Origin of the sequence: Bacillus suaedaesalsae, from assembly GCF_016890225.1 — a bacterium.
Classification (GTDB): domain Bacteria; phylum Bacillota; class Bacilli; order Bacillales; family SA4; genus Bacillus_BS; species Bacillus_BS suaedaesalsae.
Genome location: NZ_JAFELM010000022.1, coordinates 1 through 26,102 on the forward strand (window position 1 = coordinate 1; position 26,102 = coordinate 26,102).

At 36.0% G+C, this 26,102-nt stretch carries 25 protein-coding genes; 20 read left to right on the forward strand and 5 right to left on the reverse strand.

Going from position 1 to position 26,102, the window contains the following annotated elements; genetic code table 11:
• The first annotated feature begins 117 nt into the window (after positions 1–117).
• On the forward strand, positions 118–1,236 hold the full coding sequence (locus JR050_RS07045; protein ID WP_204201818.1) for an IS110 family RNA-guided transposase: 1,119 nt from the start codon (positions 118–120) through the stop codon (positions 1,234–1,236).
• 739 nt (positions 1,237–1,975) lie between these two features.
• Here JR050_RS07045 and JR050_RS07050 read toward each other — a convergent pair.
• Complete coding sequence (locus JR050_RS07050; RefSeq protein WP_204202909.1) at positions 1,976–2,407, reverse strand: GAF domain-containing protein; 432 nt, start codon at positions 2,405–2,407, stop codon at positions 1,976–1,978.
• A 201-nt stretch (positions 2,408–2,608) separates the two neighbouring features.
• Between JR050_RS07050 and refZ the strand changes: the two genes are divergently transcribed.
• Complete coding sequence (refZ, locus tag JR050_RS07055) at positions 2,609–3,247, forward strand: forespore capture DNA-binding protein RefZ (RefSeq protein WP_204202808.1); 639 nt, start codon at positions 2,609–2,611, stop codon at positions 3,245–3,247.
• On the opposite strand, the gene hisJ is transcribed toward refZ, so the two are convergent.
• Entirely contained in the window at positions 3,214–4,059 is an 846-nt protein-coding gene (gene hisJ / locus JR050_RS07060; RefSeq protein ID WP_204202809.1) for a histidinol-phosphatase HisJ, read from the reverse strand. The genes refZ and hisJ overlap by 34 nt on opposite strands.
• A 174-nt stretch (positions 4,060–4,233) precedes the next feature.
• Here hisJ and ezrA point away from each other — a divergent pair, with 174 nt between their 5' ends.
• The 9 genes from ezrA to JR050_RS07105 all read left to right on the forward strand — a co-directional run bounded on the left by ezrA (position 4,234) and on the right by JR050_RS07105 (position 13,951).
• Positions 4,234–5,931 (forward strand): septation ring formation regulator EzrA, encoded by a 1,698-nt coding sequence (gene ezrA / locus JR050_RS07065; protein ID WP_204202810.1) that lies wholly within the window; start codon positions 4,234–4,236, stop codon positions 5,929–5,931.
• 106 nt (positions 5,932–6,037) lie between these two features.
• Entirely contained in the window at positions 6,038–7,180 is a 1,143-nt protein-coding gene (locus tag JR050_RS07070; RefSeq protein WP_204202811.1) for a cysteine desulfurase family protein, read from the forward strand.
• A gap of 5 nt (positions 7,181–7,185) precedes the next feature.
• Entirely contained in the window at positions 7,186–8,394 is a 1,209-nt protein-coding gene (gene thiI / locus JR050_RS07075) for a tRNA uracil 4-sulfurtransferase ThiI (RefSeq protein ID WP_204202812.1), read from the forward strand.
• A 93-nt stretch (positions 8,395–8,487) separates the two neighbouring features.
• Positions 8,488–8,694: an alpha/beta-type small acid-soluble spore protein gene (locus JR050_RS07080; RefSeq protein ID WP_204202813.1), complete on the forward strand. Its 207-nt coding sequence runs from the start codon at positions 8,488–8,490 to the stop codon at positions 8,692–8,694.
• Between the two features lie 174 nt (positions 8,695–8,868).
• Entirely contained in the window at positions 8,869–10,452 is a 1,584-nt protein-coding gene (mbcS, locus tag JR050_RS07085) for an acyl-CoA synthetase MbcS (RefSeq protein WP_204202814.1), read from the forward strand.
• A gap of 155 nt (positions 10,453–10,607) precedes the next feature.
• Entirely contained in the window at positions 10,608–11,114 is a 507-nt protein-coding gene (locus JR050_RS07090) for a GNAT family N-acetyltransferase (protein WP_204202815.1), read from the forward strand.
• 61 nt (positions 11,115–11,175) lie between these two features.
• The gene (locus JR050_RS07095; protein ID WP_204202816.1) at positions 11,176–11,895 is read left to right on the forward strand and encodes a YebC/PmpR family DNA-binding transcriptional regulator; all 720 of its coding nucleotides are present in this window, start codon (positions 11,176–11,178) and stop codon (positions 11,893–11,895) included.
• Between the two features lie 185 nt (positions 11,896–12,080).
• Positions 12,081–13,178: a threonine aldolase family protein gene (locus JR050_RS07100; protein ID WP_346726720.1), complete on the forward strand. Its 1,098-nt coding sequence runs from the start codon at positions 12,081–12,083 to the stop codon at positions 13,176–13,178.
• 2 nt (positions 13,179–13,180) lie between these two features.
• Complete coding sequence (locus JR050_RS07105; protein ID WP_204202818.1) at positions 13,181–13,951, forward strand: alpha/beta hydrolase; 771 nt, start codon at positions 13,181–13,183, stop codon at positions 13,949–13,951.
• A 46-nt stretch (positions 13,952–13,997) separates the two neighbouring features.
• Here JR050_RS07105 and JR050_RS07110 read toward each other — a convergent pair whose 3' ends face one another.
• Entirely contained in the window at positions 13,998–14,999 is a 1,002-nt protein-coding gene (locus tag JR050_RS07110) for a DoxX family membrane protein (protein ID WP_204202819.1), read from the reverse strand.
• 172 nt (positions 15,000–15,171) lie between these two features.
• Here JR050_RS07110 and JR050_RS07115 point away from each other — a divergent pair, with 172 nt between their 5' ends.
• From JR050_RS07115 to deoD, 4 genes are all read left to right on the forward strand, one after another.
• A complete protein-coding gene (locus JR050_RS07115; protein ID WP_204202910.1) occupies positions 15,172–15,852 on the forward strand; it encodes an MgtC/SapB family protein in 681 nt (226 codons plus the stop codon).
• A gap of 226 nt (positions 15,853–16,078) precedes the next feature.
• Positions 16,079–17,299, forward strand: coding sequence for an eIF2A family protein (locus JR050_RS07120; protein WP_204202820.1), 1,221 nt, complete (start codon positions 16,079–16,081; stop codon positions 17,297–17,299).
• Between the two features lie 140 nt (positions 17,300–17,439).
• The gene (locus JR050_RS07125; RefSeq protein WP_430392867.1) at positions 17,440–17,622 is read left to right on the forward strand and encodes an SE1832 family protein; all 183 of its coding nucleotides are present in this window, start codon (positions 17,440–17,442) and stop codon (positions 17,620–17,622) included.
• A 136-nt stretch (positions 17,623–17,758) separates the two neighbouring features.
• Positions 17,759–18,463, forward strand: coding sequence for a purine-nucleoside phosphorylase (gene deoD / locus JR050_RS07130; protein WP_204202821.1), 705 nt, complete (start codon positions 17,759–17,761; stop codon positions 18,461–18,463).
• Between the two features lie 512 nt (positions 18,464–18,975).
• Here the strand turns inward: deoD and JR050_RS07135 are convergent.
• On the reverse strand, positions 18,976–20,892 hold the full coding sequence (locus tag JR050_RS07135; protein ID WP_204202822.1) for a heavy metal translocating P-type ATPase: 1,917 nt from the start codon (positions 20,890–20,892) through the stop codon (positions 18,976–18,978).
• 276 nt (positions 20,893–21,168) lie between these two features.
• Between JR050_RS07135 and JR050_RS07140 the strand changes: the two genes are divergently transcribed.
• Positions 21,169–21,684, forward strand: a complete 516-nt coding sequence (locus tag JR050_RS07140) for a GNAT family N-acetyltransferase (protein ID WP_204202823.1) — start codon at positions 21,169–21,171, stop codon at positions 21,682–21,684.
• 344 nt (positions 21,685–22,028) lie between these two features.
• Here the strand turns inward: JR050_RS07140 and JR050_RS07145 are convergent, their stop codons facing one another.
• Positions 22,029–22,832 (reverse strand): NAD kinase, encoded by an 804-nt coding sequence (locus JR050_RS07145; protein ID WP_204202824.1) that lies wholly within the window; start codon positions 22,830–22,832, stop codon positions 22,029–22,031.
• Between the two features lie 135 nt (positions 22,833–22,967).
• Here JR050_RS07145 and sppA point away from each other — a divergent pair, with 135 nt between their 5' ends.
• The 4 genes from sppA (at position 22,968) to ytfJ (ending at position 25,722) form a co-directional block, all read left to right on the forward strand.
• On the forward strand, positions 22,968–23,975 hold the full coding sequence (gene sppA / locus JR050_RS07150) for a signal peptide peptidase SppA (RefSeq protein WP_204202825.1): 1,008 nt from the start codon (positions 22,968–22,970) through the stop codon (positions 23,973–23,975).
• Positions 23,976–23,984: 9 nt separating this feature from the next.
• Positions 23,985–24,488, forward strand: a complete 504-nt coding sequence (locus JR050_RS07155; protein ID WP_204202826.1) for an RDD family protein — start codon at positions 23,985–23,987, stop codon at positions 24,486–24,488.
• A 91-nt stretch (positions 24,489–24,579) separates the two neighbouring features.
• The gene (locus JR050_RS07160; protein WP_204202827.1) at positions 24,580–25,251 is read left to right on the forward strand and encodes a DUF2953 domain-containing protein; all 672 of its coding nucleotides are present in this window, start codon (positions 24,580–24,582) and stop codon (positions 25,249–25,251) included.
• A 12-nt stretch (positions 25,252–25,263) separates the two neighbouring features.
• Entirely contained in the window at positions 25,264–25,722 is a 459-nt protein-coding gene (gene ytfJ, locus JR050_RS07165) for a GerW family sporulation protein (RefSeq protein ID WP_204202828.1), read from the forward strand.
• Positions 25,723–26,102 lie beyond the last annotated feature (380 nt).

Genomic DNA, 26,102 nt, shown 5'->3' on the forward strand with positions numbered 1-26,102 from the left:
GAGTTATCATGAACGAAACTAGCTCCTTACTCGTAACATCGTAGGTTAATTTGGTTAGAATGTTTACTGGTAAAAACAAACCAAATCAGAGCTACATTACGGAAGGAGCTAGTTATTATGAAGGATACCATAAAATATGTAGGTTTAGACGTATCAAAAGAAAAAATTGCAGTTGCGATCGCGGATGAGGGGCGAGAAGAGCCGAGATACTGGGGAGTAATTCCTCACACACCAGAAGCAGTTAGGAAATTAATAAATAAACTTGGAAACACCGAGACTCTTCGAGTCTGTTATGAAGCCGGTCCAACTGGATACCCACTATATAGATTATTACTTTCCCTAGGTGTTCATTGTGATGTGATAGCCCCATCTCTCATACCTAAAAGACCAGGTGAACGTATTAAGACAGATCGTAGAGACTCTATTCGACTGGCTCAGTTATATCGAGCAGGAGAATTAACTAACATCTATGTTCCAAACGAAGAGGATGAAGCTCTCCGTGATCTTGTAAGATGTCGTGAAGATGCAAAAGAAGATGAACTTAGGGCAAGGCACCGTTTGAGTAAATTTTTGCTTCGTAATAACATTAAGCCACCGTCAGGTGTGAACAAATGGACGGTCAAATATCGTAGATGGCTGGATGCATTAAAATTTGAAAGCTCCAAACTACGTGTGGTCTTTCAAGAATATTATCATCAATTGAAAGAGCTAGAACAACGAATTTTAAGACTAGAGGAAGAAATTAGAGTTCAGGCAACGGAGGGCGTACACGCCCCAACCATTCAAGCCTTACAATCACTAAGAGGTGTAGCTCTTATTACTGCGACTAGTCTTGTAGCGGAGATAGGTTCTTTCAAACGTTTCTCATCACCAACACAATTAATGGCCTATATTGGTTTAATACCAAGTGAATACTCAAGTGGTGAAAGAAGAATACAAGGGAGCATCACAAAAACAGGGAATCGTCATGTACGACGCTTATTAGTAGAAGCTGCATGGAGTTATCGTTATCAACCGTCAGTTAAAGGAGAATTGATGAGACGACAAAATGGACAGTCCCCCACTATTCAAGCGATATCCTGGAAAGCACAAAACCGACTTCATAAAAAGTATTACCGATTATTATCAAGAGGAAAAGAAAGTGGAAAAGCAATTACTGCAGTTGCCAGAGAATTAGCTGGTTTTATTTGGGCTATTACACAAGAGGTAGAAGAAGTAAAAAACGCTAGTTTTTGATCTTACAAGTTGTCATGTTACGGTGATATAGGTATTATTGATCCATTTTTTATGTATGGCTTTAATTTCACACGAATAATTTACGAAGAAAGATAGATGATTGAGAACAGGGCTCGAAGGCAAAGAAAAAAACCGGAAAGGAAAACCCACGTGGCCTCCTCTGTGCTATATCTAAATAGATTAACGCACGTGCCGAGTTAGTGGATTAGTCCTTTATACGGAAAGATAAAATGTGAAAACCCACGGATATCAGAGCGTAAACCGCAGTAGAGATTTTTGCCTTCGTGCCGTGTTCTTAACTTCTATTCAAGTCAAAAAAAGGAGAAAGGAACAGATTCCTTCTATAGCTTAATGGAGTCTCTCACTTCTTTGTATGACAGTCAAGGAGACCACTTGACAGACATACAAAGAAGTGAGAAGTGGTCAGTAAGCTAAAGAAGGAGCTATTCTAGCCAGAATGGCTTGCTAACTAACAAAATCAAGAAAAGAAGCCGTAAATAGCTTCTCTTCTTAGAGTTGGTCAAAAGACAATCCAAACCTGGTGAAGAGTGGGAGCCTTGACAGTTTCGTTCATATCAGGAGGCTAAGCTTCCTCCCCGAGGAAAGCGAGTGTCTGCAGCGCAATGGAACGAACTTGTTCTTCCAGATTAACTGATTAATAAATAAAAAATGAATAGGTAGAATTATTTAGATATTATTCGCCTTTGAGGATGATTTATTTAGTTATGTCCCAGCTCTTTTAAATGTGTTGTAATAATACATCTACAAACTTTTCTAAATAGTGTTGGTCCAACTCGTCAAAGCGATCGTTAATCGGGCTATCAATGTCTAATACACCGATTACTTCATTGTTCTTAATTAAAGGAACAACGATTTCTGAATTTGATGCTGCATCACAAGCAATATGACCAGGGAATTGGTGGACATCTGCAATACGTTGAGTTTCTTTTGTAGAAGCAGCTGTTCCGCAAACACCTTTCCCAAACGGGATTCTCACACAAGCCGGTAGACCTTGGAAGGGACCTAATACAAGCTCGTTATCAATCGTCATATAAAATCCAACCCAGTTGATTTCATTTAAGAATTGATTTAAAAGGGCGGAAGCATTGGCTAAATTTGCAGTTGGATTCGTTTCATCTTCAATTAGTGCTTTTAACTGCTTAAGTAACATCTCGTAATTCTTTTCTCTTGATTCATCGTACTTTTCGACCTTAAACACGATAATCCCCCTTTTTTTGAATGTAAATTAGTATAATAATAGCAAATTTAGTAGGAATACGCACGGATTTGTCGATGAAAACTTAAAGGATAACTTTAGGTGAACCTAGAACTTTGTAACAGAAGAGAAGTTTGATCATTGGAGTGATTCGAAATGAATTCAACATCTGCAAAAGATAAGGTTATTGAAGCTTCCATAACATTATTCAACACAAAAGGCTTTGACGGTACATCGATCCGTGATATTGCTTCTAAAGCTGGTGTAAATATAGCGAATGTTTCCTACTATTTTAAAAATAAGCAAGGCTTGTTAGAGTATTTAATTTCTTCCTATATGGATCAATACATTCAAGTAATTGAAAGAGTCATGAAAAAAGCGGAATCTCAAAATTCTAGAGAAAGCCTATTTCAGCTTGTACAAGCAATCATGAACTTCCAAACGGAAAATAAACATTTAACACGATTTGTATTTCGTGAAATGACGTTAGATAATGTGTTAACACGAGAGGTCATGACAACCTATCTAGCGAAAGAAAAATATTATATCAAGCATTTATTAGATACTGGTATTCGTACAAAGGAATTCCGAAAAGTATCAATTTCGTCAACAATTGCTCAACTAAAAGGAATGCTTATCATGCCGTTTATTCAACCCCAATATTTGACAGAGGTTTTACATGTCATTCCATACGAAGATTACTTTTATAAACAATATGTAACTGAGTTGCAAAAATGGATTGATCTTTCAATATGTATTGATTATACACCTTCATTGAAAGCAGCATTATTATAGGAAGTAGGAGACAATAATATATCCTTTTTCATCACATCAAGCCCTTGTCCCATGTCCTTCGCCTGGTGGGCATCAGAACCATAAACAATTGGGATATTTATCTTAATGGCTTCCTCAATAATCCAAAGGGGTGGATAAGGCTCCTTGCATAGAGGTTTTGCAGTACCTGCACCATTATAATCTAATTGTAAGTTATGAGTTGCCATTTCAGTCAATATGTTCTTGATATCCTGTTCAAAGCTTTTTTGGACAGGATATTTTATTTGGAATTTATGAACTAACGTAATATGACCAATACGCTTTGGTTTAAAAGGACCCAAATCAGCTTTAATAGACATAAGAAGTGTCTCAAAGTACTTTTGGTAGATTGCTTCAATACCTCCAAATATCGAAATCATGTCAGAAAAAGCTTCTGGACTGTAATCTACACAATAATAAGCATCTTTATGTTTTAAAAAATGTACCGATAGTATGCTATCGTCAATAAAAGACCCGTAATCTTGTAAGAACCTACGAGTTTCAGATTCATATCCCTCTATGTAATCCACTTCTAAACCTCTATTAATTTTAATGTTAGAATGATATTTTTCCTTTAAGATTGTTATTTCTTTAAAATAGTTTTCAAGATACTCTAGCCTCATTGCACTATCCTTTAAAGGCGTTGGATCTACAAAGGTAGACGGCAGAGGAGCATGCTCAGTAAATGTAATTTCCTCTAGCCCCAGAAATATTGCTTTTTCAATATATTTCTCAAATGAATCTTTGGTGCCGTGTGGACAATACGGAGAATGGATATGACCGTCAGCTAACAAACAAAATCGTCTCCTTTCGACTATCTGTAAAAATTTTAAAAAAATTGGTCAAAAATTGTCGTTTACATGGTATCATTAAGCTAATAAAACTATATGTAATCATATCAAACTAAAAAAAATATGACATCTTTTAAATATATAAGATGGTGAGCGTAGCAGAGGAAGGGGCTTTTTATGGAATTCATCATCGCTTTAATCTTGTTAATAGTAGTATTCCTACTATTTGGAGTGACGATAAGAAAAAAAGTATATAAAGAGGTTGACCGCCTGGAAGCTTGGAAAATAGACATTATGAATCGTCCAGTAACAGACGAACTCACGATGGTAAAAAGTTTAAACATGGTTGGACAAACAGAAGAACTGTTTGAAAAATGGCGTAATCAGTGGGACGAGATTGTTACAACAGAACTTCCGGATATAGAGGAAGCTTTATTCGACATCGAAGAAACTGCTGACAAATATCGTATCCGAAAAGCAAAACAGCTCGTTACTGAATTAAACGACCGTCTTCAAAAAATTGAAGACTCCATTAAAATGATTTTAGAAGAGTTAAAAGAGTTAGTCGGTAGTGAAGAAAAAAATAGAGTTGAGATTGAAGAATTACAGCAATTATACCGTGATGTTCGCAGGTCTCTTCTTGCTCATAGCAATACATTTGGAAAAGCTGAAGCGAAGATGGAGTCAATGCTTGATGAAGCAAACGAGAAGTTTATAGAATTTGAAGAAGCTATTGAAAATGGAAATGTGCTAGTCGGCAGCGAAATCGTTTTATTTATTAAAGAGCGATTAGCTAGAATGCAAATTTTAATTGCTGAAGTACCTAGCCTATTAAAAGAGTGCGGTCAAACCATTCCGAATCAGTTAGATGAGCTTCTTATAGGAGTAAAAGAAATGAAGGAAGAAGGATTTGTTCTTTCACACCTTCAAATTGAAAAAGAAATTGGGCATATACAAAGTAAATTATCCGAGTACCTCTTACATATCGAAAATGCAGACATTGAACCTGTAAAAGAGGGAATTGCGGAACTTCAATTGAAAATTGAGAGCTTCTACGATCAGTTGGAAAAAGAAGTATTATCCAAGCACTTCGTACAAAAAGAAGTAGACGCAATTCATGTATCTATGAATATTTTGTATGAAGAAACAAAAGAAACTAAAGTAGAAACAGAACAAGTTCAATTAAGCTATCGATTACTTGATAAAGATATTGAAGCTCAAAAGGATATCGAAAATCGAATTAACACGTTAATTAAACGTTTTACAAATGTAAAGATGTCAATTGAAGATAGCGATATTGCTTTTTCGATTATCAAAAATGAACTTGAGGATATTAAAGTTCAAATTGAAGCAATTAAAGAATCGCATCAAGAATTCATTCATATGCTCCAAGCACTTCGTAAAGACGAAACATATGTTAAAGAACAATTAGATGTGATGAGACGAATGATGATTGAAGCGAAGCAGCTTGTTAGAAAAAGTAACTTACCTGGTCTGCCTGAAAGTTATTTAGTTGAAATTCAAGCTTGCAATGAACAAATCATTGAAATTGCCGAGAAGCTTATTGAAAAGCCGCTTCATGTTCCGATTCTTTCGCAAATGCTTGAAAAAGCAATGAGAGACGTAGAGAAACTTACTATTAACACAGAGGATATTGTTGAACAAGCATATCTTGCAGAACATGTCATTCAGTATGGTAATCGATATCGTGGTCGATACCTGCAATTATCTGAAAAGCTTTTGTCAGCTGAAATAGCGTTCCGTAATTTTGAATACTCTCGTGCTCTTGAAGAAGCTGCGACTGCGCTTGAAAAAATCGAGCCAGGTGCACTGAAACGAATTCAATGCTTATTAGAAGAGGACGAAGTAGAATAAGCACCCAATAAGGGTGTTTATTTTTTTGCTCATTCGACATTCTTTTGTATTGTGTGCGGTTATGTTAACATAAGAAATTGCAAGGGTTTTAAAGGAGGTATATGTCATGATTTATCTAGATAATAGTGCAACAACAAGACCATATCCTGAAGTTATTGAGTCTTTTACGAAAGTTGCAACTCAATATTTTGGGAATCCATCCTCCGTTCATGCACTTGGAAGTGAAGCGGAACGATTAATTATGCAAGCAAGAGAAAACATAGCGACATTAATGTCTGTTCACCCACGTGAAATCATTTTTACTTCTGGCGGAACTGAAGGAAATAATATAGCAGTTAAAGGGACAGCCCTTAAATATAGAAAAAGAGGAAAGCATATCATTACAACTTCTATTGAACATGCCTCGATTCATGAAGGCTTCAAACAATTAGAAGCTAACGGGTATGATATTACATATTTACCGGTTAATGAAGATGGGCATATTACAGTTGACCAAGTTAAAGAAGCAATACGAAAAGATACAATCCTAGTATCGATTATCCATGTAAACAATGAAGTTGGAAGTATTCAACCTGTGAAGGAAATAGGTGAGATGCTCGCACAACATTCGCAAGTTCTTTACCATGTTGATTATGTACAAGGTATTGGGAAAGTGCCATTATCAATCCGTGAAGCGAAAATTGATCTACTTACCGCATCTGGTCATAAGTTCCACGGCATGAAAGGAACAGGGTTTTTGTATGTTCGCAAAGGACTTATATTAGAGCCTCTATTTACAGGAGGCTCACAGGAAAGTCAGTTGCGTGCGGGGACGGAAAATGTACCCGGAATCGTTTCGATGGCCAGAGCATTACGAATGACACTAGAAAATATTGAACAAAATATCTCTGAATTAGAGAAGTTGAAACAACGACTCATGAACTTTTTGAGTCAAATGACTGAAGTGGTCATCAACACTCCTGTGCACGATTCTGCTCCACATATCGTGAACTTCTCAGTACCAGGCACAAAGCCAGAGGCACTTGTTCACCTGTTTGAGGAATACAACATTTACGTCTCAACAAAATCTGCGTGTTCGTCAAAAGATGCTTCAGCAAGCCGAATCTTAATTGAAATGCAAAAAGAAGAGAAGGTAACGAAAAGTGCAATACGAGTCAGTATGTCTGCACATACATCAGAGAAGGAAATCGACGCATTTTGTCTTGCACTAAAAGAAATTTTAACGAAAAAAATTGTAATTAAGAGGTAGAAAAAATGCAGTATGATCAAATATTAATCCGATATGGTGAAATAACAACAAAGGGTAGAAACCGAAACAGATTTATTGACGCTCTTAAAGAGAACATCCAAATCAAGCTGAAAAGGTTCCCTAAATTAACATATGAAAAAACGAGAGATCGCATGTTCATTACACTAAATGGTGAACCACATATAGAAATTATGGATGAGCTTGAAACAGTTTTTGGTATTCATTCCTATAGCCTTGCCCTGAAAACGGAAACCGATTTAGAAGAAATAAAAACTGGTGCTCTCTTTGCGTTTAATGAGGCGAGAGAAGGAATCAAGACATTTAAAGTTGTTGTAAAACGTTCGTACAAACAGTTTCCATTAGATACACATCAACTAAATCACGAGCTTGGAGCGTATATATTGACGAACTCGGAAGACATCACGGTAGATGTGCGGAATCCTGATGTCGAAGTTCGAGTTGAAGTGAGAGAACATGCAACATATATTTCCTGCTACACCCGTATGGGAGCAGGTGGAATGCCGGTTGGATCTAGTGGGAAGGTGTTATTACTTTTATCTGGAGGAATCGACAGTCCGGTTGCTGGATACTTGACGATGAAACGAGGAGTCGCCATTGATGCGATCCACTTTGAAAGTCCTCCTTACACGAATGAACGTGCTAAACAAAAGGTAATTGATTTAGCAGGAAAGCTTGCCGTTCATTGTAAGAAAATTAATATTCATATGGTTCCATTCACTGAAATACAAACGACCATTCATAAAGAAATACCAAGTAATTATTCAATGACGATTATGAGAAGAATGATGCTGCGAATTGCAGAAAAAATAGCAGAGCGCAATGAAATTTTAGCGTTAGCAACTGGTGAAAGTCTTGGGCAAGTGGCAAGTCAAACACTATACAGTATGAATACAATTAATGAGGTTACAAACATTCCGATCATTCGTCCTGTCATTACAATGGATAAGTTGGAAATCATTGATGTTGCTCATAAAATTGATACGTATGAGATTTCAATTAGACCGTATGAAGACTGTTGTACGATATTTACTCCATCCTCACCTGCGACAAGACCGAGAAGAGAAAAGGCAAATCGTTTTGAAGGAGCTTACGACTTTTCACAATTAATTGAAGAAGCCGTTAATCATACTCAAGTTGTACAAGTTCGAGCTGACCACACAGCAACGAAAGAATCATTTGATGATCTATTTTAGAAAATGGTCAAACACTTCTAACAATTACCAATCAATAATTTGAATGAAGCCATGTGTTTTAACACACTCTATAATCACAAGGAGGTGATACACATGGCACAAAACAACAACAGCAATCAACTTCTAGTAGCAGGAGCTCAACAAGCTCTAGATCAAATGAAATATGAAATCGCTAACGAGTTTGGTGTAAACCTTGGTGCAGATACAACTTCTCGTGCTAACGGTTCAGTTGGTGGAGAAATCACTAAGCGTTTAGTTTCTATGGCTGAACAACAACTTGGTGGCGGATTCCAACAATAATCACAACTTTATAACATGGCTACAGGGGCGGGGTAATACCCGCCCTTTTTATTTGTGATAAATTTATTAGCAAGATATTCGTTATACATAAAATCCATAAATCCCCTTTCGTTTATTCATAATTTTCATATAATTTGATATAATGAAGACAATGCGTTAGAAGGAGGTAATTTCATGGACAAGACTACATTATTAGCACCATTACAGTACAACATCGTACAAGAGGTTGAGAAATTTGCAAGTGACAGTACAAGAGTCGCACTTAAATGGGAAAATGAACAAGGATGTACGAAAGAAATTACATATCTTCAATTAATGAAACGGGTAAACCAAATTGGAAACGCTTTTTTAGCTAGTGGACTGAAAAAAGGAGACAAAGTTCTCGTTATTATGCCAAGATTAATCGAAGCCTACCAGGTATACTTGGCTGCATTAAAAACTGGACTCATTGTTATTCCAAGTTCTGAAATGCTAAGAAAAAAAGATATTGAATATAGACTTATTCATGGTGAGGTAAAAGCAGTTGTATGCTATCACTCTTATACCAATTCATTTGAGGAAATTGATCTAAAGAACTTAACTTTGTTCTCTGTTGGAGACCAAGTGCATGGCTGGCAGTCACTTGAGACTAGCATCAATACTGTAAGTGATGAGCTGAAAATGGCAGATACACAAAATTCAGACATGGCCTTTTTATCTTATACTTCAGGTACAACAGGAAATCCAAAAGGAGTCGTTCATACACATGGATGGGGCTATGCCCACCTTCGAACATCTGCCTCAAGCTGGCTCGATATTAGTGAAGGTGACACGGTTTGGGCAACTGCAGGACCAGGATGGCAGAAATGGATTTGGAGTCCGTTTCTTGCTACGTTAGGAACAGGAGCAACTGGTTTTGTCTATTACGGAAAGTTTGAGCCAGAAAAGTATTTATCTTTATTGCAAAAACATGAAGTGAACGTATTGTGCTGCACGCCAACAGAATACAGACTAATGGCGAAAGTAGAAACCATCGGTGCGTATGAGCTTCCTCATTTACATAGTGCCGTATCTGCTGGAGAACCGTTAAATCGAGAAGTGATTGATACGTTCAATAAGCACTTCAATATTGCAGTAAGAGATGGATACGGTCAAACAGAAAATACACTACTTGTAGGTGTGTTAAAAGGAATGGAAATTAAACCTGGTTCAATGGGTAAGCCGACACCAGGGAACCGAGTAGATATTATTGATGAAGATGGAAACCCTGTGAAGCCTGGTGAAACAGGTGATATTGCTGTTCATATTGAAACTCCAGCATTATTTAAAGAGTATTACAAAGACCCAGAAAGAACGGCGAAACAATTTAGAGGCGAATACTATGTAACAGGTGATAAAGCTCGTTTAGATGAAGATGGCTACTTCTGGTTTGAAGGTAGAGGAGACGATATCATCATTAGCTCTGGCTATACAATAGGACCTTTCGAAGTAGAAGACGCACTAGTAAAACATCCATTCGTTAAGGAATGTGCAGTTGTCGCAAGTCCTGATGAGATTAGAGGAAGCATAGTAAAAGCGTACGTTGTGTTAAAAGACAATGTGGATACGAACGATAAGACATTAATTCCAACATTACAAAATCATGTAAAAGAATTAACAGCACCATATAAATACCCAAGAAAGATTGAGTTTGTAACTGATTTACCAAAGACCACGTCTGGTAAAATTAGAAGAATTGAATTACGTCAATTAGAACAAACACATCGCGCGAATGCTTAGGAAGTGGTAGCCTTAGGGCTACTATTTCTTTTGAGAAATAACAGAAGTAAGAATTAGAGGTTTGGTGAAAGGATTCATACAACGTGAACAAGATAGATTATAAAATTGTAGATGATAAATCGTATTCAGGTGAATGAAAAAGGAAGGAATTGAAAATGAAGATCATTGATATAAAGGGTATTGATAAACAAAAGGTTACCGATTTTTTTACTTCACATTGGGGTAGTCCTCAAATGGTGGTTTCTAGCGGGATATATCATTGTGACGAACTAGATGGTTATGCAGTAACGGATGAGAAAAGTAAAATCATTGGATTAATTACCTTTATTGAAGATGGTAGTGAATGTGAAATTATTTCACTTGATAGTAGGATTGAAAATAACGGTATAGGGAGCTCACTAATTCAAACGGTAGAAGAATATTGTAAAACTAGGCAAATTAATCGTATTAAACTAGTGACGACAAATGATAATTTACATGCATTAAGCTTTTATCAAAAAAGAGGTTACGAGCTAGAAGCATTGTTTCCGAAGGCGGTTGAGAAGGCAAGAAAACTAAAGTCTACGATTCCACTTAAAGCTGACAATGGAATTCCTATTCGTGATGAGTTACAACTCGTTAAAAGATTATGTGATTACTCTTTTAACAATTGTGTAAGTTAATGTATAATATTATTTGTGTTTATAACTAGAATGTTTTTAAAACGAAAGTGAGTGTTCAATAATGGGCCGTAAATGGAACAATATAAAAGAGAAGAAAGCAGCAAAAGATAAAAATACGAGTCGTATTTATGCGAAATTCGGACGTGTAATATATGTTGCAGCAAAACAGGGTGAGCCCGATCCGGAACTCAACCAAAATTTGAAATTTGTTCTAGAACGTGCGAAAACTTACAATGTACCAAGAAATATTATCGATCGCGCAATTGAAAAAGCAAAAGGCAGCACCGAAGAAAACTTTGATGAGCTTCGTTACGAAGGTTTTGGTCCAAATGGATCAATGGTCATTGTTGATGCATTAACGAACAACGTAAATCGTACAGCTGCTGAAGTTCGTGCAGCCTTCAATAAAAACGGAGGCAACATGGGTGTGAGTGGCTCCGTTGCTTATATGTTTGATGCAACTGCCGTAATTGGTGTTCAAGGCAAGACTGCTGATGAGGCACTTGAACTACTTATGGAAGCTGATGTTGATGTGAGAGATATATTAGAAGAAGATGATTCTGTCATTGTTTACGCAGAGCCGGATCAATTTCATGCAGTACAAGAAGCGTTCAAAACTGCAGGGGTTACAGAATTCACTGTTGCAGAATTAACGATGTTAGCGCAAAATGATGTAACTTTACCTGAAGATGCTCAAGCTAAATTCGAAAAATTATTAGATACATTAGAAGATCTAGAAGACGTCCAACAAGTGTACCATAACGTGGACCTAGGTGAATAATTACTATCTTACGAGAAGCAGACCTTGAAAAACAGAAAGGTCTGCTTATTTTATTATTGTTTAGGAAATTATAAATTCTAATTAAGTGCTATGCTCCTAACTGAATGGAGAAAGCACTTTTTCACATAAAAAGGAATTATGTTTCGTTTATCGAATTAATAGTAAGAGAGAAGGGAGTGTTATTTGTGAGTAAAAAAACATTAATTGAGGCATTTAAAAATACATCCTATCAACTAGTTGGACATGGAAATCGAAATGTACAAGTATTAAAAGAGGTTTTTGAAAAAATAGATGGTTACGTAGAAAGTGATATATATGGTACAGGGAAAGTAATTGAGAATTTCCAAGCGAAAATAGCTTCCTTTTTAGGTAAAGAAGAGGCTGTGTTTTTTCCTAGTGGAACGATGGCTCAGCAAATCGCCTTACGTATTTGGTGTGACGAGAGAGATGTTCAAGCAGTAGCGTACCATCCATTAAGTCATCTTGAAATACATGAGGAAGATGGGCTAAGAAAGCTACACGGAATTACACCCATCCTTCTGGCGGAGAAAGACCGTGTAATTGAGTTAGAAGATGTAAAAAAGTTAGAAGACGACATAGCTTGTTTACTATTAGAACTACCTCAACGTGAAATTGGAGGCCAACTACCAAGTTTTGAGACTCTAGAAGACATCTCGAAATATTGTAAAGATAACGGAATTAAACTTCATTTAGATGGTGCTAGATTGTATGAAATTCTTCCATACTATGAAAAATCAGCAGAAGAAATTTGCGCATTATTTGATAGTGTATATATTTCTTTTTACAAGGGGATTGGTGGAATTGCAGGTGCAATACTAGCAGGACCAAAAGATTTTATACAAGAATCGAAAGTGTGGAAACGACGCCATGGTGGAGACTTAATTAGTTTATATCCATACATCTTGAGCGCGGATTATAATTTTGATCTACGATTACATAAGATGAAGCAATATTATGAGAATGCAAAGGAATTAGCAGAGTTATATAATTCCGTTGAAATGATTACAACAAAGCCTCTTGTTCCAGTATCGAATATGTTTCATGTTCATATTGATCTTCCGAAGCGAGAGCTTGAGCCTCTTTTAGTGGAACTTTTCGAAAAAACGGGAATAGGTTTGACAAGCCATCTTAAAGATGTAACTGACGAAGCTTGTTATTATGAAGTAAGCATTGGAGACAATTATCCATTAGTACCGAAAGACCAGCTACAAAAGGCTCTTAATGAACTACATGAAAAAATACAGACAACTAAAGGAGAGTAGTAATGTTTGAACACTTTGAAGTGAATATTACTCCGTTTAATCGAGAAAGAATCGTTAGAGTGTATGTGCCAAATAGCTACAAAACCGACTCCGAAAAATGTTATCCAGTACTATATATGCATGATGGACAGAACTTGTATAATGATGAAGATGCTGGGTATGGGATGTCTTGGGGCATCTCAGATTATTTAGAACAAAGCGGGCTTGAATTGATTGTTGTTGGAATTGATTGTAATACTGAAGGCTACAAACGCCTTGATGAATACTCACCATGGGTAAGTACGGCCATAAGAGAAAAGCTGCCTTCATTGGAAGGAGAAATCGGCGGTGAAGGGAAGGCCTACATTGATTATATTGTTCACGAGCTTAAGCCGTTCATTGATGAGAAATATCGGACAAAGGTAAATGATACTTCAATAGCAGGTAGCTCAATGGGAGGGTTAATTTCAACTTATGCTGCTAGTACATACCCTCATATCTTCCGTAAAGTTGCATCACTTTCATCTGCATTTTGGTTTAATCAAGAAGAAATAGAAGACCTTATTACTCAATCAGATTTATGCAAAATCGAAAAATTTTATTTAGATGTGGGAACAAATGAAGCAACTGAAAAAGTAGATAGCCAACGTTATATTGAATCGAGCGAAAGAGTATATCTCCTCTTAAAAGAGAACGTGAAGGATTGTAAATTCGAAATTGTAGAAGACGCTGTTCATAACGAGTTAGCCTGGAGAGAACGAGTACCTGCTATTTTTACATATTTGTATAAATAATAAAAAAAAGACACGTAAACTTGTTGATACGTGTCTTTGCACAACATTAGGCAAAACGATAGTAAATTAATACAAAAGTTGAGAGAACGAAGATAAAGTTTAAAAAAACAAAAATGATTTGATCCACTTTGGTTTTGTGTATTCTAATTGGAGGCTGATAAAACGAAACCCCTTCAATGATAAAGATAACAAGAATGATGTGAATAATAAAATGCCCGACTATTTCCGTATAGCCAAATAACATGGTGGTAGAGATGAAAATCAAAGTTAGCACAAAAGCTAGTAGACGGTTTAATATCCCAACAATCAATAAGTAGCCGACCACAAACTCGATAAATGCCGCTAACACAACAAAAGTCTCAGGAGGGAATCCAAAAGTAGGAACTCCGTGGTTTTCAATGATGTTGATACTCATGGCTGGATACACCCATTTTTCAGCTGCTACCCAGCAAAGGGATAACCCTGTTCCTAAATATAAAAAGGGAAAGCCCCATTCTTCAAGATCAGTTCTTTCAAGTAATAGAACCGCAATAATTGCTAAGTAAAAACCGTAATCTAGCATATGGAAGGTTCCACTTATCGATAGCTGATAAATAAACAAACATAATAGTGTGATGGCACCGGCTTTCGTAGCCAAATGATGTGGGATAAACAATAAGATTGTAATTGCCCACATAATAAGTACCACGGCTTGATTAGGAATTGTAAACTCCGGAGCAAACAGACTACCTGAAAAAATTTGAATGACAAGTGCCAATGCTGTACCATATTTCAAAATATATCGTGAGGATTTACGATAATGATCTAACGTATGATCAATTTTCTTTAATGATTGGACCTTATCAAGATACGGAAGTAGCTGTGTTAAAATAGCTAATAACAACGCTATTAACAGTGATAGAGCAATAAAAAAAGGTGATAAAATATCTTCAATCAAAGCCTTTTCTGCTGCGACTTCTGTAAACCACTTTACATGGGCGCCGATGATAAGCGGTGAACTTATTAACAATAGGAAAAGCAATAGTAAAATCCTGTTTAACTTAATCATAATTCCTCCTAAAAGACGCGTTACTTTTATTTTTCTTCCGACTCACATAGATTATTCCTTTATTACAGGTATAGAAGGAATCAAAGGTAACATTCTAGAATAGAAGCATTACTAATAATATTATCAACATAACATTTACATCCAAAAAGGAGTGGGAAATTTGGAGATTGCAATAGATTACAGTTTGCTGCAAAAGCTGATCTTGTCTCTAGTTCTTGGGGCAGCGGTTGGAATAGAGCGTGAATTAAAGAAAAAACCACTCGGATTAAAAACAACGATCATCATCTCGGTTAGCTCTTGCTTACTAACATTTGTATCGATAGAAGCAACAGAATTATATGCTGTTGCTTATGAGAAGCCGATGGACCCATTACGCCTTGCAGCTCAAATCATATCAGGAGTCGGTTTTTTAGGAGCAGGAGCCATATTACGTAGAAACAATGATGTAATTAGCGGATTGACGACAGCTGCGATGATTTGGGCGGCAGCTGGTGTTGGTATCACAGTAGGGGCAGGTTTTTACAGCGAGGCAATTTTAGCTACAGTCTTATTACTTGTTGCTGTTGAAATGCTTAGTCCATTATTAAAGAGAATCGGACCAAAGGCATTACGCCAAAAAGAATTGAGATTGAAGATTGAAGTAAGCAAAGAACACTCCTTAAAAGAAACCTTTCTACAAATTAGAAGCTTAGACATTAAAATAGAACGAATTCGTATTAAAGATCAAAAAGATAATAATTACAGGCAAGCAGATTTACAAATTGCAGTCCATCAAGAACGATACACTTCTGACGTATACGAAGATGTGAAAACAATAAAGGAAATTGATTCTGTAGAGGTAGAGTTATTATAGCTAGAAACAGGAAAGGGCAATTATAATGATGTAAATGAATTACATTGTATGGTAAACGTTATTTTTTTTTTAGCTAATGGATCTGCTAGGAAGAGTACATAGAGAGTGTACGGCAATGTATGGAGAAAAGAAGAAATGTAAAAGGCAATATTAAAAAATTCATGGGATAACACGCCCGTGAATTTTTTTGCTTAATCGGACATTCTATTTCTAGGAGGGATGTTCTATGAGAGACAAACTAGTTGTTTTACTGTTATTTAGTTTTCTAGTAGCTACACCGATAGTAAAAGCTGAAGTACCACTGAAAGCAGCATTTATCCGAAATCATCAGCTATGGCTAAAGGTTGGAAGTGAAGAAACCCAGTTGACAACTGGAAGTTATGTACATACACCTAAATGGTCTTATGATGGGAAATTTATCGCTTATATAGATGGAGATGAAAGAGGAGAAAAGTCCAATTTGTTTATATATGATACGATAGAAAAAGTAAATTATCAGCCATATAAGACAATTGAAACGTCTTTATTTAAGTGGTCACCTGTTAAAAATCAACTAGCTTACATTTCCGGACGTGTTTTGAATGTAACGAAAATGAAAAGGGATCGTCCACATGGCTTTGAAAATGTCTCATTAGGAGCAAGTGATTTTGGATGGTTTCCAAATGGAAAGGAATTAATCGTATCTTCTACATCGTGTTTACAACCAACTGGGTGGGGACCGATTCCAATTTATCGTATTCCTGTAGATGCAAATCTAAATCCAGAAAAAATGAAACACTTCTATACAGTACAGACGAATACCACTGATTTGTTTGCGATTGGTGCCAGTTATTTTAAATGGAGTCCTGATGGAAAGTGGGTTAGCTTTTTAGGTATTCCAACAGCATCTTGGTCCAATGACAGCAATACACTTTTTGTATTATCCTCAAAAGGAGAGGATTTTCAAGTAATAGGGAAGATGCTTGGGTATGCAGACTGGATGAAATGGTCGCCTTTAGAAAACAAGCTAGCTTATATATCAGGAGAAGGTAGATTTTTCGTAGAAAATAAGAAAACGACAGTTGCAGATATTCCGATTTCTAATCAACAACAGGAATACACGCCTAGAGGATTTGTAGATCTTGATTTAGAATGGTTTTCTCCCTCTAAAATAATTGTGGCGCGCGCTAAGGAAAATAAGGACTGGAATGAAGGGCCAGTTCCCACGATGTTTACAGAGCTATTTGTTGTAAATATAAAAACAAATGAACAACAACAACTTACATTCCCGATGAAAACTGAAATTGATCAAGATCCTCTAGTTTTCGGAAGCACTATTACATGGTATAGAAGAGATGCCGAAGAATATAAAGGCGATGTATGGGTAAAGGAAGGGTTAGAAGGTAAAGAGTACAAATGGATAGCGGATGTTGATTATCCACCAGCGTTATTTCACGTAAAGAAGTAGAAAAACAATCACTGAAATGAGAAGTGATTGTTTTTATAATAATAGTATATACTCTTTACATTTAACAAAGAAATTAGGTCTGTAACTTTAATTAGAGAAATTTTTTTAGGAACATGATAAACTAATTGTGGGAGTTGGTAATGATGGGTAAAAAGGAGATAGAAACCAAAATTATCGAGTTAAAAGACGAATATCTACAACTTCAACATAATCTAGAAAAATTAGAGTACGTAAACGGGAACATAGCACCGTTAGAAAAACGTTTAGTTGAACTTGAAGATGAGTTAAGTACATTGAATCAACAATTACGTAAGCTGAGCTAGTTCCTACTTATTATAGGTTTGATCTTGTACATATAAGAGTATTTAGAAAGCTATAGGATGGACAAGCTATAGTATTGCAATAAAACATATAAGGAGGTGAGACCGTTACAATTCGAGTAATTGTAATGGTTCATGCATGAGTATTCATATTGGTGCAAAACAAGGTGAAATAGCAGAAAGTATTTTATTACCAGGAGACCCACTTCGCGCAAAATATATAGCAGAAACATTTTTAGAGGATGTGCATTGCTATAATGAAGTACGAGGGATGTTAGGTTTCACAGGAACATTCAATGGGAAGAGAGTGTCCGTACAAGGAACAGGGATGGGAATTCCATCAATCTCTATTTATGTGAATGAATTAATTCGTGAATATAATGTAAAAAATCTTATTCGCATTGGAACTTGTGGTGCTATTCAACAAGATGTAAAAGTAAGAGATGTTATATTAGCTATGACTGCATCAACTGATTCAAATGTAAATCGTCTAACATTCCCAGGTGTGGATTTTGCACCAACTGCCAATTTTGACTTATTGAAGAAGTCATATGATGCTGGAATAGAGAAAGGCTTATCTTTAAAAGTGGGGAATGTATTAACAGCTGATGTATTTTATCGTGATAGCATGGAGCTTGTTGAAAAATTAGCTTCTTACGGAGTTCTTGCTATTGAGATGGAAACAACTGCACTATATACCTTAGCTTCAAAGTATGGTGTGAATGCATTAGCAATCCTAACTGTAAGTGACCACATCTTTACAGGAGAAGAAACAACTGCTGAGGAGCGTCAAACAACATTTAATGATATGATTCAAATTGCCCTTCAATCAGCAACATCTTAATAAGTTAGATGTAATAAAGATCCTATGGAAACATAAAGAGGCTACCCAAAAGCCATGAATAATGACTTTTGGGTAGCCTCGTTTTATTTCTACTAGAATATAAATTGTTAATTCTAGAATGATGTCCGTTCCATTTCGCTGCAGACACTCGCTTTCCGCGGGGAGGAAGCTGAGCCTCCTCGCCTGCGCCTGCGGGGTCTCAGAATTTCCTCTACTTCCCGCAGGAGTCGAGTGTCTTCCGCTCCATTTCACTTGTTTAGAACAAAAGTCTCGGGGCACCACGTTTAGCCTCAGGCGGGCTGGGCGCTGGAGCTGGATTAATTATACACAAATATGTAAGATTCACTCAAAGATTTTATACTTTCTTATACTGAAATAAAGAGTATGCAAAATCAAACAAATCTAAAGCAACAAATAAAGACCCGAACGATTAGGTGAAAGATTCATTAAAATATCGCCTAATTGTTCGGGTTTATCATTGGCTGAAATACTTATGGCCAAGCCTCTTTCATTTATGATCGTAGAAGTCGTAAACTATTTAATATAACAAGAATTGTACTCCCTTCATGACCAATTACACCAAGAGGCAATGCGAGGGATTGCAGGAAGTTAGAAGCAATTAATAGAAGAATAATCGCTATGGAAAAATAAACGTTCTGTTTAATAATCCGATTCATTTTTTGTGATAGATTAATAGCTTTTGAGATCTTTGTTAAGTTGTTTTTCATTAGTACAATATCAGCTGTCTCAAGAGCAACATCTGTTCCTCCACCCATTGCAATGCCGACAGTTGCTGTTGCAATAGCGGGAGCGTCGTTTATGCCATCACCTATCATCGCAACATTTCCATATTTTCGGTTTAGTTTTTTAATTTCATCTACTTTTGTTTCAGGAAGACAATTTGCAATATATATATCAATACCGCTTTCGGAAGCTATAGCAGAAGCCGTTTTTTCACTGTCACCAGTTAACATCACAGGTATGATGCCCTGCTTCTTTAATGCTTGTATTGCGCTAACAGTTTCCCTTCGGATGGTATCCTTTAACGTAATAATTCCTGCAATTCCATCTTCATCACTTGCAAACACTACTGTCTTACCTTCATTTTCGTAGATAGATGAGATTTGATTGTTAAACTTATGAGCATCTTCCTTTCCAACAAAATCAGCTTTTCCAACCTTCCACCGCTTCTGTTCAATCGTTGCTTGAACTCCATTTCCTGCAATGTCCTCCATTTGTTCTGGTTTTACAAGTAGAATTTCTTTATCAGTTGTGTACTTGACAATCGCAGAAGCAAGTGGGTGATTTGAGTATTTTTCAATAGAAGCTACATGAAATAAAAATTGTTTTTCGTTTAAATCTTCACGTGTAATTACATCTACAACTTCAGGTTCCCCTTTTGTTAATGTCCCAGTTTTATCAAATGCTATGACCTTTAGCCTTGAGAGATTTTCTAAATGAGCACCACCTTTAACTAATATTCCATTTCGAGCACCATTTGAAATTGCGGACAAGGTTGCCGGCATAACCGATGCTACTAAAGCACAGGGAGAGGCAACAACAAGTAAAATCATTGCTCGATAAAATGTTTCGGTCCAACTCCATCCTAAAGCAAAATGAGGAACAAACATCATCAGTACGACAATAATTAGAACTGTTTTCACATATCGACCTTCAAACTGTTCAATATATTGTTGTGATGGTGATTTTTCACTTTGCGCATTTTGGACAAGTTCGATGATCTTCTGGAAAAGAGTTTCACTATTCGGCTTTGTAATTTCAACTGTAATGGTTCCACGCAAATTGAACGTTCCTGCAAAAACATTTGTATGAAGCGATTTATGAACAGGAATGGACTCCCCAGTAATGGCAGCTTCGTCGATAAACGTATGGCCATCAATAATAGTTCCATCTGAAGGTACTCGTTCACCTGGTTTGATAATAATTGTATCGCCAATAAGTAATTCAGAAACTGGTACTTTACGCTCAATTCCATGTTTGATAATTGTCGCTACTTCTGGTTGTAACTCCATTAACGAAGATAGCTCCTTATGACTTTTTCTCATCGTATAAGATTCAAGAGCTCCACTTATTGCAAAAATGAAAATTAGAATAGCTCCTTCAGTCCAATAACCTATTATTGCTGATCCAATGGCAGCTAGTATCATAAGTAACTCAACATTAAGTTCTTTTTTTGTTATTGAATCAATAATTCCTTCTTTTGCCTTTGCGTAACCACCAATTATATATGCAGCCATGTAAGTAATAACAGAACTAGTCTCCATTTGATTGCTTGCTAAAAGCCATCCAGTCAAAATTAGCAATCCGCTTAACAATGCTGCAAATAATTCAATATGCTCTTTCAGTTTTTTAAATACTGAGAACTCTATATGAACCTGCTCTTTTAGAAATTTTGTCTCGGTATGCAACGTTAAAACCTCCTTAGTTAGTGAAACTTATTCTCAATTAATAAACTAGTAATTGAGAATGTTATTCATCTGTAATACCTTTTAGGTTTATAAATGCCAGTTTAAATAGGGGGTATTTCTCTGTTAAATCAATGGTAACATATAATAACTGAAAACTAAATAATAATTATTATAATTTAATATTTATTATAATAATGATTCTCGTTATCAATTGGGCGATTATTATTAGTAGAAGAATGTTAAAATGAAATCAACTATTAATGGGGGAGCGAAAAAATGAAGATTAGAACAGAACATCCACATGACCATCAAGAGGTGTTTAACTTGAATTACAAAGCTTTTGGTAAAAGAGAAGATGAATCACGTTTAATTGAGAGGATTCGAAAATCAGATAACTTCATCCCCGGATTATCACTCGTTGCTGAACTGGATAGAAAGATTGTTGGCCATTTATTAATTAGTAAGGCAACGTTAAAGGATGGTAATGAAGAGACAGAAGTATTAGTTTTAGCCCCTATTGCTGTCAATCCTGAAATGCAAAAATCCGGTATAGGTTCTGCTCTGATAGAAGAAGGATTAAGGAGAAGTAAGGAATTAGAATATGGTTTAGTCTTTTTAATTGGTCATCCGTCATATTATCCGAGATTTGGATTTAAGCCTGGACGAGATTATCAGTTTGATTTGAAGCAATATAACGTGCCAAATGACGTTTTTATGGTGAAGGAATTACGAGAAGGTGATTTATTGAAGGTAAGCGGAGAATTGTTGTATCCAGAGTCGTTTTTTAAATAATGAATTTTAGATGAAACCATATAAGTTTTCATTCGTAAAAAAAGAAGCACCGTATTTTCAGTGCTTCTTACCTGTTATAAAGGTTGTTTTTGCTTAAAGCTAGTCAAGAATCAAGTCGTTAATATTAATTAAGGTTGTTTTCGAACTGCTTGTTGGTTTTTGAACAAGTCAAGAATTACGAAATTTTAGATAGGTTATGGTGCAGCTTTTCGTCAAAGCAATGAATATCACATATGAATTTTTAAATGTAATTAGATTGGTAAATAGCAACATGTTTATGAAAATAGCCACAATTAATAATGTCCACAATTTAATAAATAGCAACCATGCTTACGGAAAGTACCTTATAAGAATGTACGTTTAACTTTTTCCCAGAAGGAGTTATCTTTAAGTTTTACGGTTTTTATTCGCTTATTGGACAGTTTGACGACTAGTTGTTCAACGTGTTGAATACTTAGTGCTTCATTATCTAAACCTATAATTGGATAGTCATTGCCATCCTGAATGACTTTTAGAGTTAGAGTTCTAGCTTCACTTAAAATAAAGGGTGAACCTAACGTGCGATATTTATTATTGTTTACAGATGCGAGCTCACTCACTTGAAGGCAGGGAAGCATTGGATCAACGATAGAGCCATTTACCGATTTATTGTAACCAGTACTACCGGTCGGAGTTGCAACAATCATCCCATCTCCTCTAAATGTCTCAAAGTGAAGGTCATCAATCCATACATCCATTACAAATGTTTTAATAATACTTGATCGGATCGATAGCTCATTTAAACAATAAAAGAATGTAGAGTCATCAACGGAAACCTCAATGATTGGATATCTTCTGACTTCTACTTGTTTCTCTGTCATAGCAAAGATCATTTGTTCTTTTTCTTCAATACGGAAGTCACAATATAAACTCAATGTTGAGTGTGTTGTTAGTCCAACGTATAAGCAGTCATCTCGAAATCCAGATTGTCTGACAGCTTGTAGAAATGTTCCGTCATCACCAATACTGACAATAATGTTAGCTTCTGTATGGCTTTTAACAATAGAGAAATTATGTGATAAAGCTAATTCTTTCAATTGTTCTACATGTGGAAGTAGTTCAGGTTCTCTCTTATAAAAAAGATAGATATTACGACGATTTAAAGCCATTTTGTTAACCCCCAATATATTCAGTCAATAGTTAAATAATAGTAAATTTCTGCATCATATTATATGCTTAGTTATGAATCAAAATGGAAAATCATTATAAACTAGAGATAGTTTGCCCGAGAAGGAGGAATTATTATGAGTAGTAAACGTTGGATAGCACTTGGAGTTGCTGTAGGGTTGTTTTTCTTCTCAGCAATTATTGAAGTGGCAACAACGGTTGCATTTGGTGACATGCCATTTTCGAATGATTTGTTCGCAATGGATGATACTTACGTAGAGACAGTTATAGAGAAAGGTAAAAGCTTAGATAAGAAGATTGTCGTTCTGGATGTGAATGGAGCCATTATGGATACTGGGGATGTATCGTCCATTTTTGAAACAGCAGGCTACAACCATAAGGCCTTTTTACGAATGCTTGATCAAGCTGGAGAAGATGACTCTGTAAAGGGAATTTTAATACGCGTTAATTCACCTGGTGGTGGTGTTGTAGAAAGCGCAGAAATTCATGACCGCATTACAGATATTAAAAAGGATTTTAAGAAACCAATATACATATCAATGGGAAGCATGGCAGCATCTGGTGGCTATTATATTTCAGCACCTGCCGATAAAATTTATGCAAGTCCTGAAACATTAACAGGTTCATTAGGCGTTATTTTTCAAAGCTTAAATTATAGCGGATTAGCTGAGAAATATGGTGTGACATATGATACGGTGAAAAGTGGACCGTACAAGGATATTATGAACCCTACTCGCGAAATGACAGAACCTGAACGACAAATACTTCAAGAAATGATAAACAACTCTTACGACGGCTTTGTTGGTGTCATTTCAAAGGGAAGAAACCTTTCAGATGCCCGAGTACGTGAGATTGCAGATGGACGTATTTATGATGGACGACAAGCATTAGAACTAGGTTTAATTGATGCACATGGTTTCTGGGATGATGCCCTTGAAGGATTAAAGAAAGACTACAAGTTAAAAGATGCATCTGTTGTGCAATATGAAGTAGGAACAAGCTTCTCTTCCTTCCTAACGATGAGTGCACAAAAAATATTCTCAGATGATATAGAACTAATCGGTTTAACAAAGCTATTAAGTCAGCCTAATGCTCCTAGACCAATGTATATGTATCAAGAATAGGGGGAGAACATGGTTACACCTATTTATACGAATGAAGTAAATGAAACAGAGAAAACTGATCAGTTCAATCCCATAGAAAAAAGGCTATTTTACGCTGGATTTTGGATGAGATTATGGGCATATTTATTAGATTTATTAGTCGTTGCGAGCATTAATCAAATATTGATTTATCCGATATTTAAGTTGTTCGATTTTCCGCTAGAGAAAACAAGTATGTTTGCACCGATTGCCATATTAACGGCATTAACTATGTATATCTATTTCGTACTCTTAACAAAGTTTTTTAAACAAACTCTCGGAAAGATGCTGTTTGGTTTAAAAGTTGTCGATTTAAAAGGACATGATACTTTAAGCTGGTCTACCGTGATCTTTAGAGAGGTAGTCGGGAAATTTATATCGAAGACCATTTTCTTTATCGGTTTTCTAGTTGTTGCCTTTAGCACGAAAAACCAAGGTATTCATGATATGTTTGCAGATACGAGTGTTGTATTAGAACGATTTAGTGATAATTAACGACAAAATAAACCTATTCCATATTTTTTCAGGAATAGGTTTATTTTTTTTGTGGTAGGTGATACTGAGTACCGAGCGAGGTGCATCTTAGTTGATTTGGCTATATATTGTTGGAGGACTTCTCCTATTTCTAATCTTACTTCTCATCTCCAAATTACATATTACAATTTCCTTTTCACATAAGAAGGATGATGACCAACTAACCATTAAGTTTCGTGTATGGTTATTTCGTTATACCTTGAATATCCCTTTAATTCGTGTAGACCAAGAGACGAATAGTATAGTCGTTGCTAAAAAGAAAGAAAAAGAGGAACCGAAATCTAAGCAATTTACAGCTCAAGAAATATTAAATAGCTTCAAAGATACAAAAGAAATCTTGCAGCACGTTATTTCACTACATAGAATCGTCAGTAAGTTCTTTAGTAAAGTAAGGGTACATAAACTCGAGTGGCATACGAATTTTGGTATTGGAGATGCGGCATTAACAGGGGTGCTAGTCGGAGCAGGTTGGGCTCTTAAAGGTAGTATTATAGGACTCATTAGTCGATATATGAGACTAAAGGAAGTGCCAGAGATGAGCATTACACCATTGTTTCTGCAAGTTTACTCTCAAACTCAAATAAAGTGTATCATTTCTTTTCGAATCGGGAATGCTATTCTAGCAGGAATTAGAATCGTTAAATTTTGGAAGGGTGGAAAACCGACACTTAACAATGGTCCATCCATTCTGAAAGCGAAAAATACTGAGAAATCATTGTCGTAGGAGGAATTAATTATGTCTGATCATCCAATCCAAGGTCTAATGCAAACTGCGATGGAAAGCTTAAAGCAGATGATTGATGTAAACACCATTATTGGTGATCCAGTGGAAACACCAGATGGAAGTGTAATCTTAACTGTATCTAAAGTAGGCTTCGGCTTTGCAGCGGGTGGTAGTGAATTTTCTGTTGAAGGTGGCGGAAAAGGAGACCAAGAGAAACCTAAACTTCCTTTCGGAGGAGGTAGTGGTGGAGGAGTTTCCATTACACCAATTGCTTTCTTAATTGTGAATGCTTCAGGAGTGAAGATGCTTCATTTAGATGAAAGCACACATTTATATGAAAAGATTTTAGAAGTTGCACCACAAGCTGTAGAAAAAATCCAACAAATGTTCAAAAAGAATAACCAAGATAATGGTAATCAAAAAAATGATTACCAAAACAACGATAATCAAAAACAAAATATAGACTTCTAAATAAGTTAACCTTCTGGGTTAACTTATTTTTTTGTTAAGTGACGTTTCGCTGAAAAGAGGATGGAATCGCCGAAAAAGAAATGTAAAAGTTGATATAAGATCAAAATCGATGATAATTTCGTAGAATTCGCCGATAAACGATTGAATTTCGCCGATAAACTCTCGAAAATCGCCTGAATGAGTAAATTTCGCCGGAAAAGTATTCAAATCGCCGATAAGAAATCCGAATTCATTCCAGAATGTAATAGGAATTGATCTGTGAAGAAAGTAAAACAAGCAAAATGAAGCAGAAAGTTGCGATTTGTATGTTGAAAGTGGGGAGAAGGATACTCACGCACTAGGAGGTAACGAAGAGGAAGCTCTTCTTAAAAAATAGATAT

What these genes read in the sequence shown, in the direction of transcription:
- JR050_RS07140 (WP_204202823.1), top strand. Translation starts at nt 21,169, where the DNA reads ATGAAGATTAGAACAGAACATCCACATGACCATCAAGAGGTGTTTAAC.
- JR050_RS07090 (WP_204202815.1), top strand. Translation starts at nt 10,608, where the DNA reads ATGAAGATCATTGATATAAAGGGTATTGATAAACAAAAGGTTACCGAT.
- ezrA (WP_204202810.1), top strand. Translation starts at nt 4,234, where the DNA reads ATGGAATTCATCATCGCTTTAATCTTGTTAATAGTAGTATTCCTACTA.
- JR050_RS07105 (WP_204202818.1), top strand. Translation starts at nt 13,181, where the DNA reads ATGTTTGAACACTTTGAAGTGAATATTACTCCGTTTAATCGAGAAAGA.
- JR050_RS07045 (WP_204201818.1), top strand. Translation starts at nt 118, where the DNA reads ATGAAGGATACCATAAAATATGTAGGTTTAGACGTATCAAAAGAAAAA.
- JR050_RS07095 (WP_204202816.1), top strand. Translation starts at nt 11,176, where the DNA reads ATGGGCCGTAAATGGAACAATATAAAAGAGAAGAAAGCAGCAAAAGAT.
- JR050_RS07070 (WP_204202811.1), top strand. Translation starts at nt 6,038, where the DNA reads ATGATTTATCTAGATAATAGTGCAACAACAAGACCATATCCTGAAGTT.
- JR050_RS07050 (WP_204202909.1), bottom strand. Translation starts at nt 2,407, where the DNA reads ATGTTACTTAAGCAGTTAAAAGCACTAATTGAAGATGAAACGAATCCA.
- JR050_RS07120 (WP_204202820.1), top strand. Translation starts at nt 16,079, where the DNA reads ATGAGAGACAAACTAGTTGTTTTACTGTTATTTAGTTTTCTAGTAGCT.
- JR050_RS07125 (WP_430392867.1), top strand. Translation starts at nt 17,440, where the DNA reads ATGATGGGTAAAAAGGAGATAGAAACCAAAATTATCGAGTTAAAAGAC.
- mbcS (WP_204202814.1), top strand. Translation starts at nt 8,869, where the DNA reads ATGGACAAGACTACATTATTAGCACCATTACAGTACAACATCGTACAA.
- sppA (WP_204202825.1), top strand. Translation starts at nt 22,968, where the DNA reads ATGAGTAGTAAACGTTGGATAGCACTTGGAGTTGCTGTAGGGTTGTTT.
- JR050_RS07155 (WP_204202826.1), top strand. Translation starts at nt 23,985, where the DNA reads ATGGTTACACCTATTTATACGAATGAAGTAAATGAAACAGAGAAAACT.
- thiI (WP_204202812.1), top strand. Translation starts at nt 7,186, where the DNA reads ATGCAGTATGATCAAATATTAATCCGATATGGTGAAATAACAACAAAG.
- JR050_RS07080 (WP_204202813.1), top strand. Translation starts at nt 8,488, where the DNA reads ATGGCACAAAACAACAACAGCAATCAACTTCTAGTAGCAGGAGCTCAA.
- JR050_RS07145 (WP_204202824.1), bottom strand. Translation starts at nt 22,832, where the DNA reads ATGGCTTTAAATCGTCGTAATATCTATCTTTTTTATAAGAGAGAACCT.
- JR050_RS07110 (WP_204202819.1), bottom strand. Translation starts at nt 14,999, where the DNA reads ATGATTAAGTTAAACAGGATTTTACTATTGCTTTTCCTATTGTTAATA.
- ytfJ (WP_204202828.1), top strand. Translation starts at nt 25,264, where the DNA reads ATGTCTGATCATCCAATCCAAGGTCTAATGCAAACTGCGATGGAAAGC.
- deoD (WP_204202821.1), top strand. Translation starts at nt 17,759, where the DNA reads ATGAGTATTCATATTGGTGCAAAACAAGGTGAAATAGCAGAAAGTATT.
- refZ (WP_204202808.1), top strand. Translation starts at nt 2,609, where the DNA reads ATGAATTCAACATCTGCAAAAGATAAGGTTATTGAAGCTTCCATAACA.